14 protein-coding genes are annotated in these 16967 nt (G+C 62.1%); 4 read left to right on the forward strand and 10 right to left on the reverse strand.

Translation table 11 applies throughout. The annotated features are described in order from the left end of the window. The first annotated feature begins 526 nt into the window (after positions 1-526). The 4 genes from BRD58_RS12245 to BRD58_RS18110 all read left to right on the forward strand — a co-directional run bounded on the left by BRD58_RS12245 (position 527) and on the right by BRD58_RS18110 (position 4952). Positions 527-1471, forward strand: a complete 945-nt coding sequence (locus tag BRD58_RS12245; RefSeq protein ID WP_073383160.1) for a sugar glycosyltransferase — start codon at positions 527-529, stop codon at positions 1469-1471. Between the two features lie 140 nt (positions 1472-1611). Further along, complete coding sequence (locus tag BRD58_RS12250) at positions 1612-2148, forward strand: cytochrome b (protein ID WP_012849200.1); 537 nt, start codon at positions 1612-1614, stop codon at positions 2146-2148. 251 nt (positions 2149-2399) lie between these two features. Beyond that, positions 2400-4703, forward strand: coding sequence for a beta-glucosidase BglX (bglX, locus tag BRD58_RS12255; protein WP_073383164.1), 2304 nt, complete (start codon positions 2400-2402; stop codon positions 4701-4703). A gap of 93 nt (positions 4704-4796) precedes the next feature. Then, positions 4797-4952, forward strand: coding sequence for a hypothetical protein (locus BRD58_RS18110; protein ID WP_012849202.1), 156 nt, complete (start codon positions 4797-4799; stop codon positions 4950-4952). Positions 4953-5005: 53 nt separating this feature from the next. Here the strand turns inward: BRD58_RS18110 and nuoN are convergent, their stop codons facing one another. From nuoN to nuoE, 10 genes are all read right to left on the reverse strand, one after another. Further along, positions 5006-6463 carry an NADH-quinone oxidoreductase subunit NuoN gene (gene nuoN, locus BRD58_RS12260; protein WP_012849203.1) on the reverse strand — a complete coding sequence of 486 codons (1458 nt, stop codon included), beginning with the start codon at positions 6461-6463 and terminating at the stop codon, positions 5006-5008. Between the two features lie 6 nt (positions 6464-6469). Beyond that, entirely contained in the window at positions 6470-7993 is a 1524-nt protein-coding gene (gene nuoM / locus BRD58_RS12265) for an NADH-quinone oxidoreductase subunit M (RefSeq protein ID WP_012849204.1), read from the reverse strand. Positions 7994-8070: 77 nt separating this feature from the next. Then, entirely contained in the window at positions 8071-9915 is a 1845-nt protein-coding gene (gene nuoL, locus BRD58_RS12270) for an NADH-quinone oxidoreductase subunit L (RefSeq protein ID WP_015461913.1), read from the reverse strand. Continuing rightward, on the reverse strand, positions 9912-10214 hold the full coding sequence (nuoK, locus tag BRD58_RS12275) for an NADH-quinone oxidoreductase subunit NuoK (RefSeq protein ID WP_012849206.1): 303 nt from the start codon (positions 10212-10214) through the stop codon (positions 9912-9914). The genes nuoL and nuoK overlap by 4 nt, the downstream gene beginning before the upstream one ends. Then, a complete protein-coding gene (nuoJ, locus tag BRD58_RS12280; RefSeq protein WP_012849207.1) occupies positions 10211-10783 on the reverse strand; it encodes an NADH-quinone oxidoreductase subunit J in 573 nt (190 codons plus the stop codon). Before nuoJ ends, nuoK begins: the two co-directional genes overlap by 4 nt. A gap of 10 nt (positions 10784-10793) precedes the next feature. Then, entirely contained in the window at positions 10794-11336 is a 543-nt protein-coding gene (nuoI, locus tag BRD58_RS12285) for an NADH-quinone oxidoreductase subunit NuoI (protein ID WP_005288223.1), read from the reverse strand. Positions 11337-11353: 17 nt separating this feature from the next. After that, positions 11354-12331, reverse strand: coding sequence for an NADH-quinone oxidoreductase subunit NuoH (gene nuoH / locus BRD58_RS12290; RefSeq protein WP_015461914.1), 978 nt, complete (start codon positions 12329-12331; stop codon positions 11354-11356). Continuing rightward, positions 12328-15063, reverse strand: coding sequence for an NADH-quinone oxidoreductase subunit NuoG (nuoG, locus tag BRD58_RS12295; protein WP_073383169.1), 2736 nt, complete (start codon positions 15061-15063; stop codon positions 12328-12330). The genes nuoH and nuoG overlap by 4 nt, the downstream gene beginning before the upstream one ends. 60 nt (positions 15064-15123) lie before the next feature. Then, positions 15124-16470, reverse strand: a complete 1347-nt coding sequence (gene nuoF / locus BRD58_RS12300; protein WP_012849210.1) for an NADH-quinone oxidoreductase subunit NuoF — start codon at positions 16468-16470, stop codon at positions 15124-15126. Next, a complete protein-coding gene (gene nuoE / locus BRD58_RS12305) occupies positions 16467-16967 on the reverse strand; it encodes an NADH-quinone oxidoreductase subunit NuoE (protein ID WP_012849211.1) in 501 nt (166 codons plus the stop codon). The genes nuoF and nuoE overlap by 4 nt, the downstream gene beginning before the upstream one ends.

The following is a 16967-nucleotide window of genomic DNA, read 5'->3' on the forward strand; positions in this document are numbered from 1 at the left end:
ATTATGCGATAGTGCCGTTAGAGACCTTAATAACTACCAGGCTACTTATTGCACATATGCATTATTTAGCAACGGTCGCAATCTCCGCCGCGCGCCATCGACATCCCTCTTTTTGATTAACCGAGATCCCGATCGATAGCGTCAATATCTCTTCCCGCAGTCCCAATAATAGCGCTGAGCATTGCTTTTATTTTTAAGTAAAAACATCGGCGGCAATGGGCGCGGACGCCTCACCGTCGGTTGACGCCATGGACGGCGCCGCTCTCGCCGCCGCCTTCCTCGCAAAACTCAGCGCCTGTGCTATTTTTTTCCGGCAGAGGTCAGGTGCCGCACCGAAGCCCTCTCCCGGCACCCGAGCGCCCGCGGCCGGCCGTCGATATGCCGTATGCCGCACGCCGCGGTTAAACGAAGCGGTTAAACAAAGCATCAACAGACAAGACTTTAAGCTAAAAATATCGCAAAAAAATAAAGTTATGATGACGCTTAAGAACACCCCCGCGTTAGACATCAGCTAATTGGATGAATTATGGGTTCTTTTTTTAAACAGCTCTATCGCTACTCCCACCCACGCCCCTACCGCCATAACGAAAATCTTTGGCCATACGTCAAAATCACACGCGGCGACGGCGGTGAAATTGTAACGTTATGTTATAAAAAGCAGGCGATCCCCATCGTCCCGCTGAGCCAGCTGCAGCGCAGCGCTCAAGGTGACGTGCTGCTGACGGCGAGTGGCCCCTCGGTCAATACGCTGTGCTTTGAACGGCTCCCCGCCATGCCCGCGCTCGGGGTTAACGGCGCTTACTTTTTACATAATAAGGTTGACTTCGCTTTTTACGTCATCGTCGATATGGGGTTTATCGATCGGCGTCCGGACGTCGTTCTGGAGGTGATTAAACAGCGCGGATTAACCCTGTTTACCACCGTACACGGCATCGCTCGCATCCTCGACCGTTTTACCCTCGACGTCCTCCGCTGCCGCCTGGCCATCATTGAGGATATCGCGGAAAAGGTCTATTGCCCCAGCCTGACGCCCCGCCAGCTTAGGGCGCGCTATGCGCAGGAGCGCAGCGTCCTTTTTTCCGACAGCGACCTGAGCATCGCGTTCAGCCAGGATATCCGCCGCGGCATCGTCGACGCGGGCACCGTCGTCTATTGGGCGCTGCAGATCATCGCCTACCTTGGCTTTAATACGATATTTATCGCCGGGCTGGATATGAATAATTTTGACCGACCCCGTTTCTATGAGACCCCGGGCAGCATGCTGCCGACCTTTTTAGCGGATAAAGTGGAGCCGCTGATCATTCCGGCCTTTATGCATGCAAGCCGGGTGATGAAGGCCAATAATATCGACATCAAAAACCTCTCGCTGAATAGCGCGATCGACGGCGCTATTTTTGAAAAAATTGACGCCCAACGCTACTTTCAGCAGCGTTGTCCTAATGTGGCCAAGGCCGAGCACGGCATCATATAATTGCCGCAGGCGTGAATATCAGCGTCATTGAACGGCATCGCAGACATCATCGCAGGATAAAATCAGAGAAAGCCCTTTAAGGGTCTCTTAATATTTTTCAGCTAGTCTACAATGTCACATTCCAATGAGAGTGAGAGACCATGCAACGCTTTAGTAAAATACAAATATCCCTGCACTGGATAACGCTGCTGCTGATTGCCATTGCCTATATCAGCATTGAGTTCCGCGGTCTGTTTGCCAAGGACTCGCCGGCCTATCTATTGATGCGCGAAGTTCACTACAATGCCGGCGTGCTGGTATGGGTTGCGATGCTGATACGCCTTGGGCTGCGTCACATGCTGCCGGATCCGCCGATCCTGCCGCCGCCGCCGCGCTGGCAGCATCTGGCGGCGCGCATGATGTACCTGACGCTCTACCTCTGGTTCCTGGCGCTCCCGCTGCTGGGCGTCGCGTTGATGGCCTACGGCGGTAAAAGCTGGTCGCTGTTTGGCGTGACCATCGCCCCCTGGGTTACCCCGGATCCGGCCATGAAGTCCATGATAAAAGAGTGGCACGTGGTGCTGGCCAATATCGGCTACGCCCTGATCGCGATGCACACCGCCGCCGCCCTGTTCCACCACTATGTCATCCGTGATAACGCGCTGCTGCTGATGATGCCGCAGAAAAAAACGCGCTGATCCGCCTCAGGCGCCGACCTCGGCGCCTGAGATCGCCCCGCTTAGCCTCCCGCCAAATCCGCTGCTCACCTCGCCGACAGAAATAGGAAGCACGGAACAACTATTCACCTGTATGATATATCTCCTTAAAATGCCGCTCCCAGCCTGAGTGATGATCCGCGCACCGCGTTAAACCGCGTCCCACTGGGAGAGGCCGATACCGATCCGATTACGCTGCCGCGTGCAGCCCAGGTAAAGGGAATTTGAACATCATGAAATGGCTCTGCTCATTCAGCCTGATCAGCGCTCTGTTGACGGCGCCGGCGCTGGCCGAAACGCCCGCCTATCCCACCCAGTGGCCCGATCCCGCCCTGCCCCGCGACGCCTTTGTCACCCAGATGCTGCAGCGAATGACCCTGGCGGAAAAAATCGGCCAGCTGCGGCTGATCAGCGTCGGCCCCGATAACCCCAAAGACAAGGTGTATGCCATGATCGCCCAGGGTCAGGTCGGGGCGATCTTTAATACCGTCACCCGGACGGGGATCCGCGGCATGCAGGATCAAGCCGTACGCCACAGTCGAATGAAAATTCCGCTGTTTTTCGCCTATGACGTCATCCACGGGCAGCGCACGGTATTTCCCATCAGCCTGGGGCTGGCGGCCAGCTGGGATCGCGATCTGGTCACCACCGTCGGGCGCGTCTCCGCCTATGAAGCCAGCGAAGATGGGCTGAACATGACCTGGGCGCCGATGGTCGACATCACCCGCGACCCGCGCTGGGGACGCACCTCGGAAGGCTTTGGCGAAGATACCTATCTCACCTCGGAAATGGGGCGCCTGATGGTCAAGGCGATGCAGGGGCGTCACCCGGGCGATCGCCATGCGCTGATGACCAGCGTCAAACACTATGCGCTCTACGGCGCCGTTGAAGGCGGACGCGACTACAACAGCGTCGACATGAGCCCACAGCGCATGTTTCAGGACTACCTCCCCCCTTACAAGGCGGCGCTGGACGCCGGCAGCGGCGGTGTGATGGTCTCTCTGAACGCCATTAACGGCACCCCGGCCAGCGCCGATCCCTGGCTGCTGAAAACCCTGCTGCGCGACCAGTGGGGCTTTCAGGGCATCACCATTAGCGATCACGGCGCCATTAAGGAGCTGATTAACCATGGCGTCGCCCGCGATCCCCAGGATGCGGTGCGTCTGGCGATCCAGTCCGGTATCGATATGAGCATGAGCGACGAGTACTACAGCCAGTACCTGCCGGGGCTGGTGAAAAGCGGTCGCGTCAGCCCCGCCGCCGTCGATGACGCCTGTCGTCACGTCCTGAACGTGAAGTACGACATGGGGCTGTTCCACGATCCCTATCGCCATCTCGGCCCCGTCGGCAGCGATCCCCAGGACACGGACGCCGAAAGCCGCCTGCACCGCGCCGAGGCGCGCGCGGTCGCAGCCCAAACGCTGGTGCTGTTGAAAAACCGCCTGGAGACCCTGCCCCTGGCGCGCCGCGGCACCCTCGCCGTCGTCGGGCCGCTGGCGGACAGCCAGCGCGACGTGATCGGCAGCTGGTCGGCCGCCGGTAAGCCCGCGCAGGCCGTCACCATTCTCAGCGGGATCCGCCGTGCCATGGCCGGCCACGGCCGCGTACTGTACGCGCGCGGCGCCAACGTCAGCAATGATGCGGACATTCTCCAGTTTCTCAATCAGTACAGTCCGTCCGTCAGCGTCGACCCGCGCCCCGCCCAGGCGATGATCGACGAAGCGGTCGCCGTGGCCAAGCAGGCCGATGTGGTGGTGGCGGTCGTCGGCGAGGCGCAGGGGATGGCCCACGAGGCCTCCAGCCGCACCCATATCGACCTGCCGCAGAGTCAGCGGGATCTGATCGCCGCCCTCAAGCAGACCGGCAAGCCGCTGGTGCTGGTCTTGATGAATGGCCGTCCGCTGACCCTGGTACGCGAAGATCAGCAGGCCGATGCCATCCTGGAAAGCTGGTTCCCCGGCACCGAGGGGGGCAACGCCGTCGCGGATGTTCTGTTCGGCGACGTGAACCCCTCCGGCAAGCTGCCCATCTCTTTCCCGCGCTCCGTAGGCCAAATCCCCACCTACTACAGCCGGCTGAATACCGGCCGTCCCTACGATCCGCAAAAGCCGGAGAAGTACACATCGCACTATTTTGATGAGGCCAACGGCCCGCTCTATCCCTTCGGCTACGGCCTGAGCTATACCCGCTTCACGCTGTCGGAGATCACCCTGTCGGCCCCGCAGATGGCGCGCGACGGCCAGATTGAGGCCAGCGTCATCGTCACCAATGCGGGGCCGCGCGCCGGGGCCACGGTGCTGCAGCTCTACCTGCAGGATCCGGTGGCCAGCATCAGCCGCCCGCTGAAGAGCCTGCAGGACTTCCGCAAGGTGATGCTGCAGCCGGGCGAGCGCCGCCGCGTCAGCTTTACCCTGACGCCGCAGCAGCTGCGCTTCTGGAACGCCCAGATGCAGCAGGTCAGCGAGCCGGGACGCATCAACGTATTTATCGGCACCGACGTCCAGCGGGTTAAGCGCGCTCACTTCACGCTGTTATAGCCCCGACGCTGCTATTATGCGCGCGCGGGCGCATAATCAATCTCATCGCCCCGGCGCCGCCGGGGCCGCCGCATCATCTTTAGGGGGAGCACGATGTATACCTGGCCAAGTCTGCTCGTCATGATCATCTTCAGCCTCGGCATGACCCTGCTCGCGATCATGCTGGGCGTGGAGAGTACCTGGGTCCGCCTGTGTATCTTCTTCATCAGCGCCTTTGCCTGCGATCTCTTTTTCTCCATTACCCGCTAGATAAAAAAATGCCGGGCCCCTGGCCCGGCATTGTCTCATCAGGGGATTCCCCCTCAGGGCAGCGGCTGCGCCAACTGCACCAGTGAAATCAGCGTCTGCGGAAAGATCCCCGTCAGCACCACCAGCACGCCTGAGAGCAGCACCACCACCCCACCAGCGGTGAGCGCCCAGTTGTTCGGGGTATCGCGGATCAGCGTCTGCGGCGCGCGCAGGTACATGCTGACCGCCACGCGCAGGTAGTAGTAAAGGCCGATCGCGCTGCCAACCACCACCGCCCCCACCAGCCACCACAGCCCGGCGCTAACGCCCGCCATCACCACGAACAGCTTGCCGATAAAGCCCAGGGTCATCGGGATACCGGCCAGGGAGAGCATGGATACGGTCATCACCGCCGACAGAATCGGCTTATGCCAGAACAGGCCGCGATAGGAGTAAAGCGACTCGGCGTCTGGCCCGCTGTAGGGGCTGGACATCAGGCTGACGATGCCGAAGGCCGACAGGCTGGCGAACAGATAGCCGGCCAGATAGACCCCGGCGGTCTCGATCGCAATGCCCTCGCTCTGCACGGCGATCAGCGCCACCAGCAGATAGCCCAGATGGGCAATAGAGGAGTAGCCCAGCAGACGTTTGATGTTGCTCTGGGTGACCGCCATCAGGTTACCGAACAGGATGGAGCAGAAGGCGATCACGCCCAGCACCACGCGCACCGCCTCGCTGTCGGTCGCCGGCAGCAGGACAAACAGACGCAGCAGCACGGCAAAGATGGCGATCTTACTGGCGGTGGCCAGGAAGGTCGACACCGGCGCCGGCGCCCCCTGGTAGACATCCGGCGTCCACAGCTGGAACGGCGCCAGCGACAGTTTAAAGCCGAAGCCCACCAGCATCATGCCAAGCCCCGTCAGCACCAGCGGCTGGGTCAGCATACTGCCGCCCAGCGCATAGCCCAGGCCGGCGAAGGAGAGATCGCCGGACTGCGCATACAGCAGCGCCATGCCGAACAGCAGGAAGGCGGACGCGGCGGCTGAGAGGATGGCGTACTTGATCGCCGCCTCCAGCGAGCGCTTCTGGCGATAGGCGTAGCCCACCAGGCCGAACAGCGGCAGGGAGATAAGCTCTATCCCCAGGAACAGCGCCGCCAGATGGTTGGCGCAGGCCAGCAGGATCCCGCCCAGCGTGGCGATCAGCACCAGCAGGTAGAACTCGTCGCGGTTATCCGGATAGCCCTGCAGCCACGGGTAGGCAAAGGTGCAGGTCGCCAGCGCGGAGAGCAGCACCAGCGCGGTGTACAGCATGGAGAAGCCGTCCACATGCACCAGCGGAGTAATGTCGCTCGGCACCGCGGCGGCCACCAGAAACAGCGACAGCAGCGCCGCGTTCAGGCCAATCACGGTCACCGTCGCGTTGACGAAGTGGTTGCGTCGCCACGCAATGCACAGCATCACAACCACCACCGTCAATCCGACGATCAACAGCGGTAGCAGTGCGATCAGATTTTGAGGAGTTATTGTCATGGCGATTTACGGCCTTGTGGTTAAAGTTGAAGCAGAAGCGAACCAATGCTGAATATTGCCCATCGCCGCGCTGGAGGTGTCCAGCACCGGCTGCGGGAAGATCCCCAGCAGTACCAGCAGTACCACCAGCAGCAGAATGAGCGACAGCTCACGCACGCTCAGGCTGGCCAGCGGCTGGTCTGACTTGGGCGCGCCGTAGTAGGCGCGCTGCATCATCACCAGCGAATAGACGGACGCAAACACCAGACCGAAGCTGGCGACCACCGTCGTCACCGGCACCACCTGGAAGCTGCCGAACATCATCATAAACTCACCGACAAAGTTACCGGTGCCCGGCATCCCCAGCGTCGCCACGGCAAAGAACAGCGACAGCGCGGGCAGGTACTTCAGACGCCCCCACAGGCCGCCCATCTCGCGCAGATCGCGGGTATGCAGACGCTCATACAGCTGACCGGTAATGATGAATAGCCCAGCGGCGGAGAGACCGTGCGCGATCATCTGCACCACCGCCCCCTGGAACGCCAGCTGGCTGCCAGAGTAGATGGCGATCATCACAAAGCCCATGTGCGACACCGAGGTGTAGGCGATCAGGCGCTTGATATCCGTCTGGATATAGGCCATCCAGGCGCCGTAGAAAATCCCGATAACCCCCAGAGCCATGGCGATCGGCGCAAACTCGTGCGACGCCTGTGGGAACAGCGGCAGGCTGAAGCGCAGCAGGCCGTAGGCCGCAGTCTTCAGCAGGATACCGGCCAGGTCGACGGAGCCGGCGGTCGGCGCCTGACTGTGCGCGTCAGGCAGCCAGCCGTGCAGCGGCACCACCGGCATCTTCACCGCAAAGGCGATAAAGAAGCCCAGCATCAGCAGATACTGCACCGTGTGGCTCATCGGCGTATTGAGCAGCACCTCATAGTCAAAGCTCAGCACCCCGGTGGCGTTGTAGTGCACCCACACCAGGCCGAAGATGGCGATCAGCATCACCAGACCGCTGGCCTGGGTATAGATGAAGAACTTGGTCGCCGCGGTAATGCGCGTCTTGCCGTCGGATCCCTTATGGCCCCACAGGGCGATCAGGAAGTACATCGGCACCAGCATCATTTCCCAGAAGAAGAAGAACAGGAACATGTCGATGGCCAGGAAGACGCCGATCACCCCTGCCAGGATCCACAGCAGGTTAAGGTGGAAAAAGCCCTGATACTTATGGATCTCATTCCAGGAGCAGAGGATGGCCAGCACCCCCAGCAGCGCGGTCAGCACCACCATCAGCAGCGACAGGCCGTCGAGCGCCAGATGGAAGGAGATGCCCAGGCTGGGGATCCACGGCACCATGAAGCTGGACTGCCACTGCGGAATACCCGCCGCCTGGGTCAGGCCATAGTTGCCCTGTAGCCACAGGTACAGCGACAGCAGCAGCGTCAGGCCCATGGCCAGCAGCGCAATCCAGCGCGGCGCTTTCAGCCCCAGACGCTCGCCCTGCCAGGACAGCAGACCGCCAATCAGCGGGATAAGAATTAGCCAAGGTAATAACATGGCGTTTGGTTTCCCTTATTCTGAATACATTCAAACGGAGGGGACGGGGGCCGTCCCCTCACCCGCTTTAACGAGATTCACTTAACCAATAACAACAGCGCCAGAACGACCACTGCCCCTACACCCATCGACGCCGCATACCAGCGCAGCTGCCCGTTTTCGCTGATGGCCAGCGCGCGGTTGCCCAAGCGGGCCACCAGCGCAAACAGGTTCATCATACGATCGAGCGGATCGCGCTGCAGCAGCCAGGCGATGGCCTTAAATGGCTTAATAAAGATCTGCCGGTACAGCCAGTCGAATCCCCAGGCATGGAACCACCACGTGGAGAGGAAACGCCCCGGCGCACTGCTGGCGATCCCGTTGACCAGACTGCGCTGCCCCAGATAGAGGCGCGCCGCCAACAGTACCCCGGCGATAGCGACGATGGCCGATACCACCTCCAGCGTCACCTTGCCCCCTTCGCCCTGAGGCATGGCGGGCAGCACCCCGGCCAGCGGCGGGGTGATCAGCGCCCCGACGAAGGTGGAGAGGATCATCAGCACGATCAGCGGCAGGTTGTGGCTCAGCCCCTTCACCTCATGGGCCTGGGTATGCGCCTCGCCGTGGAACACGATGAAGATCATTCGGAAGGTATACAGCGAGGTCAGGAAAGCGCCGATAAGCCCGGCCATCATCAGGTTGACATGGCCCGAGGCCAGCGCCCCCCACAGGATCTCATCCTTACTGTAGAAGCCGGCGGTGACCAGCGGCAGCGCCGCCAGCGCACCCCCGCCCACCAGGAAGCACAGGTAGGTCAGCGGCAGCTTGTGACGCAATCCGCCCATCTTGAAGATGTTCTGCTCATGGTGGCAGGCCAGAATAACCGAGCCGGATGAGAGGAACAGCAGCGCCTTGAAGAAGGCGTGGGTCATCAGATGGAAAATCGCGGCATCCCAGGCCTGTACCCCTAGCGCCAGGAACATATAGCCTATCTGGCTCATGGTCGAATAGGCCAGCACCCGCTTGATGTCCGTCTGCACCAGCGCGGCAAAGCCGGCCAGCACCAGCGTCACGGCGCCGATAATCCCCACCAGGTGCAGCACCTCCGGCGCCATCACGAACAGGCCATGGGTCCGGGCGATCAGGTACACCCCGGCGGTCACCATGGTCGCGGCATGGATCAGCGCAGAAACCGGCGTTGGGCCAGCCATAGCATCGGCAAGCCAGGTCTGCAGCGGCAGCTGGGCCGATTTACCCACCGCGCCGCCCAGCAGCATCAGCGTCGCCCAGGTGATGGCCGGCGAACCGACCGCCAGCTGCTGCGGCGCCAGAACCATCAGCTCGCGGATATTCAGGGTACCCAGCTGGTGATAGAGGATAAACAGCCCGATAGCCAGGAACACGTCGCCGACGCGGGTCACGATGAACGCCTTCATCGCCGCCGCACCGTTGGCCGGATTGGTGTAGTAGAAGCCGATCAGCAGATAGCTGCACAGTCCCACCCCTTCCCAGCCGAGGTACATCAGCATCAGGTTATCCGCCAGCACCAGTACCACCATGCTGGCGATAAACAGGTTGGTATAGGCGAAGAAGCGAGAGTAGCCCTCCTCCCCGCGCATATACCATGAGGCGAACAGGTGGATCAGGAAGCCGACGCCGGTCACCACCGACAGCATGGTCAGCGACAGGCCGTCCAGGCTGAGGGTCACCGGAACGGTAAAGCTACCGACCGCCATCCAGTTCCACAGATGCTGGCTATAGGCCGCACCGGCCGCATTGTGACTCAGAAAGTCAGCGCCGACGTACAGGGTGACCAGCGCCGCCAGGCCGACGGAGCCGACCCCGATGATCGCGGTGTGATTCTCCGACAGACGGCCGCGGGAAAAGGCCAGGATCAGAAATCCCAGCAGCGGCAGCAGAATGGTTAAATAGAGTAGGTTCATCCGCGCATCTCACTGACAGTATCAATATTCAGGGTGTTGCGGCGGCGATGCAGCTGCAGCAACAGCGCCAGCCCGATAGAGGCCTCCGCCGCCGCCAGACTGATGGCCAGGATATACATCACCTGCCCGTCGGCCTGGCCCCAGACGCTGCCGGCCACCACAAAGGCCAGCGCCGCCGCGTTGATCATGATCTCCAGACTGATCAGCATGAACAGCAGGTTGCGACGGATTAACAGGCCGGTCAGCCCCAGCGCGAACAGAATGGCTGCCAAGATCAGCCCATGTTGTAACGGGATCATGCGCGCTCCTCCGCTTTATTACGTACCGCCATCGCCGCCGTCCCTTGGGACGCGGCCTTATTGCTCAGTACCTCGCCCGGATGGTGTTCGCGGCCAATGTGGAAGGCCACGACCAGACCGGCCAACAGCAGCATCGAGACCAGCTCCACCGCCAGCACATAGGGCCCGAACAGGGCAATCCCCACGGCCTTGGCATCCACGGCGCGGCCATCGATGACGCCGCCCTGCAGGGTGCTAATCGCATACAGCACCACCGCCAGCAGGATCAGCGACAGCAGCGCCGGGCCGATCCACACGCCGGGCTTCAGCCAGGCCCGCTCTTGCTCGACCACCGAGTGACCCAGGTTGAGCATCATCACCACGAAGACGAACAGCACCATGATGGCGCCGGCGTAGACGATGATCTCCAGCGCCCCGGCGAAGTAGGCGCCGAGGGAGAAGAACACCGCCGCCACCGCCAGCAGCGAGACGATCAGGTACAGCAGCGCATGCACCGGGTTGGTGTGGGTGATCACGCGGATCGTCGCCAACACGGCCACCAGCGCCGCAGCGTAAAAGGCAAATTCCATGCTCGGCTCCTTAGGGCAACAGACCTTTGACGTCGATCGGTTTGGCTTCGTTTTCGGCCTCGCCCTTGGCTTTGCCATCGATCGCCATACCGGCCATACGGTAAAAGTTGTAGTCGGGGTATTTCCCCGGCCCGGAAATCAGCAGATCCTCTTTCTCATACACCAGATCCTGACGACGGAACTCCCCCATCTCAAAATCGGGCGTTAGCTGCAGGGCGGTGGTCGGACAGGCCTCCTCGCACATGCCGCAGAAAATACAGCGGGAAAAGTTGATGCGGAAAAACTCCGGATACCAGCGGCCGTCCTCGGTCTCCGCCTTCTGCAGCGAGATGCAGCCGACCGGACAGGCCACCGCACACAGGTTACAGGCCACGCAGCGCTCGGCGCCGTCCGGATCGCGCGTCAGCACGATACGGCCACGGTAGCGCGGCGGCAGGTATACCGGCTCCTCCGGATACATTTTGGTTTCGCGTTTGGCGAAAGCATGCAGGCCTATCATCCACAGGCTGCGCACTTGGGTGCCGAAACCAACCACTAACTCTTTCAATGTCATGGTTACACTCACCCCTTTTACTGAGCGTGATACAAAATAACGGCCGCCGTGACCAACAGGTTGATCAGCGTCAGCGGCAGGCAAATACGCCAGCCGAAGGCCATCACCTGGTCATAGCGAGGACGCGGCAGGGAGGCGCGTACCAGAATAAACATCACCATAAAGAACGCCGTCTTGATGGCAAACCAGATAAACGGCGGCAGCCACGGCCCGTGCCAGCCGCCGAAGAACAGGGTGACGATCAGCGCTGAGATGGTGACGATACCGATGTATTCACCGACGAAGAACAGACCGAACTTCATCCCGGAGTATTCGATATGGTAGCCGTCGGCCAGCTCCTGTTCGGCCTCCGGCTGGTCGAACGGGTGACGGTGACACACCGCGACGCCGGCGATGATAAAGGTCAAGAAGCCGAAGAACTGCGGAATGATGTTCCACAGATGGGCCTGCGAGTCGACGATCACCTGCATATTGAAGGAGCCGGCCTGCGCCACCACCCCCATCAGCGACAGGCCCAGGAACACCTCGTAGCTCAGGGTCTGCGCCGAGGCGCGCATCGCTCCGAGCAGGGAGTATTTGTTGTTGCTCGACCAGCCGGCGAACAGCACCGCATACACCGCCAGCCCGGCCATCATCAGGAAGAACAGGATGCCGATGTTAAGGTCGGCCCCCATCCAGCCCGGCGCCACCGGCACGATGGCAAACGAGAGCAGCAGCGAGCAGAAGGCGATCATCGGCGCCAGGGTAAAGATCAGGCGATCGGTGAACGGCGGAACCCAGTCCTCCTTGAAGAACATCTTGATCATGTCCGCCACCAGCTGCAGCGAGCCGCCCCACCCTACCCGGCTTGGCCCGTAGCGGTTCTGGAACAGCCCCAGCAAACGGCGTTCACCGAAGCTCATAAAGGCCCCGCAGGTGACCACCACCAGCAGGATCACCACAGCCTTCAGCACGGTGAGAAGGATCTCTACCGTATCCGGCGTTATTACGCTCATACCGCAGCCTCCCGCATGTAATCCACTTTAACGCCGTTCAGCACCGGCGCGACCCCCGGCATGCCCAGCGGCAGACCGACCTGGCCCGGCTGCAGGTGGCGACTAATCTGCAGCGGCAGACGCAGCACCTCGCCGGCGCAGCTCAGTTCGATCGTCGCCCCCTCCGACGCGCCCATCCGCGCGGCATCCTCCGGACAGACCCGCACGCAGGCCTGCGGCATGCGACGCTGAATCACCGGCGCACGCTGGGTCAGCTCGTCGCTGCCAAACAGATGGTAGTAAGGGGCGATCACCCAGCCGTGCACCTGATACGGCGCAGGAACCTGAGTGAAATAGGGTAATGCGCCGTCACCGGCCGCGATCAGGCGCACGCCCGGATCGCCGAAGCGCAGATGGCTACCGACCTCATCCTGGAACTTGTTCCAGGCCTGCGGGGAGTTCCAGCCCGGCGCCCAGGCAAAGGCAAACTCCTGACGCTCGGCCTGCGGCGCGCTGTAGCCCTCCATCGAGAAGGCAAAGGCGGTGTCCTTATCCTGCGGCTGGCGCGGCTCATGGACGCTGATGTTGGCCAGCATCGAGGTGCGCCCGCTGTAGCGCAGCGGCTCACGGGCCAGCTTCTGCCCACGCACCCGGAAGGCGGCGTTTGGCGCCGCGTCGACCATGCCGGCGAACTGCGGACAGGTCTGCACGCAGTCGGCGATCACCTGATCGAGCTGAGTCCAGTCCGGCGCCTGCTGCCCGGCGCTGACGCGCAGCGCATGCAGCCAGCGCCAGCCCTCCAGCATAATGGTCGGGGCCTTCTTCTTCGGATCGTCGTAAAACGCCGGATCAAACACCTGGAAGAAGCGCTGGGCGCGGCCTTCCTGGTTAACCAGGGTACCGTCGCTTTCGGCAAAGCTGGCGGCGGAGAGCACCAGATCGGCGCGGTCCATAATCGTCGTGCGCTGATGGTCGATGACGATCAGACCGTTGGCCTTGGCCAGCGCCGCATCGACGCGCGCCGACGGCGCATGACGGTACAGATCGTTCTCCAGCACAATCGCGGTATCCGCATAGCCCTGCTCCAGCTGCACCAGCGCATTATCCAGCGAGGAGGCATCCATCATCGCCAGCCCCATGCTGTTGGCCTCTGCCGGCACGAAGGTGATACCGACCTCCAGCTCACGCTGCTTCAGCGCACGCGCCACGTTGGCCGCCGCCTCGATCATCGGGGTATAACCCGCCCCGCTGCCAGTCACGATCAGGGGTTTGCGCGCACCGGCCAGCGCCTGAGCGATGATATCAACCTGACGACGCACCGCATCCGACAGCCCTTCCACCGCCGGCGCGCGGTCATCCAGCGCGTGCGCCACGGCAAAGCCTAAGCGCGCCTGGTCAGCCACCGGCGCGCAGTAATTCAATGCGGCGATATCATCCAGACGGGTTTCATCAATACTAGTGATAAACAGCGGGTACTTGGCGTGCTGACCGATGTTCTGCACCGCGGCGATCTGCCAGTCGGCCACCCGCTGAGCGGCGGCCATGGCCTGCGCCTTGCCCTTCACCGCCTGACGCAGGGCCAGCGCGATGCGCGCCGCGGTCTGGGTCACATCCTCACCGAGGATCAGCACCGCATCGTACTGCTCCATCTCGCGCAGGGACGGCGTGTAGATGCCGCCATCGCGCAGCACCGACAGCATCAGATTCAGGCGCTTCAGCTCGCCCACGTCGATGCCGCTGTAGAAGTTCTCCGCCCCCACCAGCTCGCGCAGGGCGAAGTTGCTCTCGACGCTGGCGCGCGGCGAACCGATGCCGATCACCTTGCTGGCGCGACGCAGAATATCGGCCCCGCCCTGCAGCGCCTGCTCGGCGTTGAGATCGATCCAGTCCGTCCCGCGGCGCTGCTGCGGCCGGCGCGGACGATCCTTAAGGTTGACATAGCCGTAGCCGAAGCGGCCGCGATCGCACAGGAAGTAGTGGTTCACGGTGCCGTTGAAGCGGTTCTCGATGCGGCGCAGCTCGCCGTAGCGCTCGCCGGGACTGGTGTTACAGCCGACGCTGCACTGCTGGCAGATGCTGGGGGCAAACTGCATATCCCACTTGCGGTTGTAGCGCTCGGAGTGGGTCTTGTCGGTGAACACCCCGGTCGGGCAGATCTCCACCAGGTTGCCGGAAAACTCGCTCTCCAGCGTGCCGCTCTGCGGGCGTCCGAAGTAGACGTTATCGTGGGCGCCGTAGACACCGAAGTCGGTGCCGCCGGCGTAATCCTTGTAATAGCGCACGCAGCGGTAGCAGGCGATGCAGCGGTTCATCTCGTGGGAGATAAACGGCCCCAGATCCTGATTTTCATGGGTGCGCTTGGTAAAGCGGTAGCGGCGCAGGCGGTGGCCGGTCATCACGGTCATATCCTGCAGGTGGCAGTTGCCGCCCTCCTCGCACACCGGACAGTCGTGCGGGTGGTTGGTCATCAAAAACTCCACCACGCTCTCGCGGAAGCGCTTGGCCTCCTCGTCATCGATGGAGATATAGGTGCCATCGGTGGCCGGCGTCATACAGGACATCACCAGTCGCCCACGGGTATCCTCCGCGTTCTGGTACTGCTTAACCGCACACTGGCGGCAGGCGCCGACGCTGCCCAGCGCCGGATGCCAGCAAAAGTAGGGTATGTCGAGCCCCAGGGAGAGACAGGCCTGTAGCAGGTTCTCCGCCCCGTCGACGTCATACTCTTTGCCGTCTACATGTATTGTTGCCATTGACATGCTTCCAAAATAAGAAAACCGTATCCCCCCGCCGTCAACGGCGAAGGAATTCAATTACCAGCGTGATTTCAGTAAGTTGGGCTGAATTCCGCGGATGGGGCTGACGTTACCGACCGTCTCCCGGGCGATCCCCGCCTCAAACTCGTCGCGGAAGTATTTAATCGCGCTCTGCAGCGGCTCCACCGCCCCGGGGGCGTGGGCGCAGAAGGTATGGCCCGGCGCCAGCAGACGACACAGCTGCTCAAGGGTTTCGATATCCCCCGGCTGCCCCTCGCCGCGCTCCAGCGCCCGCAGGATCTTCAGCCCCCACGGCAGGCCGTCGCGGCACGGCGTACACCAGCCGCAGGACTCGCGGGCGAAGAAGCTCTCCAGATTGCACAGCAGCGAGACCATATTGATCTCATGGTCGACCGCCATCGCCAGCGCGGTGCCCAGACGGCTGCCCGCCTTGCCGATGCTGGCGAAGTCCATCGGCAGATCCAGGTGCGCCTCGGTCAAAAAGTCAGTCCCCGCCCCGCCCGGCTGCCAGGCCTTCAGCTTCAGCCCATCGCGCATACCGCCGGCGTAGTCCTCTAAGATTTCGCGCGCCGTCGTGCCGAAGGGCAGCTCCCACAGGCCGGGGTTCTTCACCCGCCCGGAGAAGCCCATCAGCTTGGTGCCGGCATCCTGACTCTTCCCGGCGGACAGCCCCTGGTACCAGGCGGCACCGTGCTCGACGATCGCCGGCACGTTGCACAGCGTCTCCACGTTATTCACGCAGGTCGGCTTGCCCCAGGCGCCGGCGCTGGCCGGGAACGGCGGCTTGGCGCGCGGATTGGCGCGGCGCCCCTCCAGCGAGTTGATCAGCGCCGTCTCTTCGCCGCAGATGTAGCGCCCCGCGCCGGTGTGCACAAACAGATCGAAATCGAAACCGCTGCCAAAAATATTCTTGCCCAGCAGCCCCGCCGCGCGGGCTTCGTCGATCGCCCGGCGCAGGTTCTCCGCCGCCGTCACATACTCGCCGCGCAGGAAGATATAGCCGCGGTAGGCCTTCAGCGCGTAGGCGCCGATCAGCATCCCCTCGACCAGCAGGTGCGGCAGCTGCTCCATCAGCAGACGGTCTTTATAGGTGCCCGGCTCCATCTCATCCGCGTTGCACAGCAGGTAGCGGACGTTCATGCTTTCGTCCTTGGGCATCAGGCTCCACTTCAGCCCGGTGGAGAAGCCGGCCCCGCCGCGCCCTTTCAGCCCAGCGTCCTTGACCAGCGTCACCACCTCATCCTGCGCCATCCCCTTCAGGGCGCGCTCGGCGGCGTGGTAGCCGTTCTTGGCGCGATACTCATCCAGCCACACCGGCTGTTTGTCGTCGCGCAGGCGCCAGGTCAGCGGATGCGATTCAGCGGTACGAATAATCTCTCTCATTTGTAGCGCTCCAGCAGTTCGAGGGCCCGCTCCGGCGTCAGATGATCGTGCAGATCGTCATCGATCATCATGTTCGGCCCCTTGTCGCAGTTGCCCAGGCAGCAGGTCGGCAGCAGGGTAAAACGGCCGTCAAAGGTGGTTTCGCCCGGCTGAATGTTCAGCTTCTGCTCCAGCGCCGCCTTGATCCCCTGATAGCCGTTGATATGGCACACCACGCTGTCGCAGTAGCGTACGATGTGACGCCCGACCGGCTGGCGGAAGATCTGGCTGTAAAAGGTTGCCACCCCCTCGACATCGGCGGCCGGGATCCCCAGCACCTCGGCGATGGCCCCGATCGCCGCATCCGGCACCCAGCCGTGCTCTTTCTGCACGATCTTCAGCGCTTCAATGGATGCGGCGCGCGGATCTTCATAGTGCTCGATTTCATGCTCAATTTCGGCGCGCGCGCTGTCGCTGAGTACAAAAACCGAATCCTTATCCAATACGTTTTCTGTCAT

The sequence above is a fragment of the Edwardsiella piscicida genome (assembly GCF_001896205.1).
In the GTDB taxonomy this organism is placed as follows: Bacteria; Pseudomonadota; Gammaproteobacteria; order Enterobacterales; family Enterobacteriaceae; genus Edwardsiella; species Edwardsiella piscicida.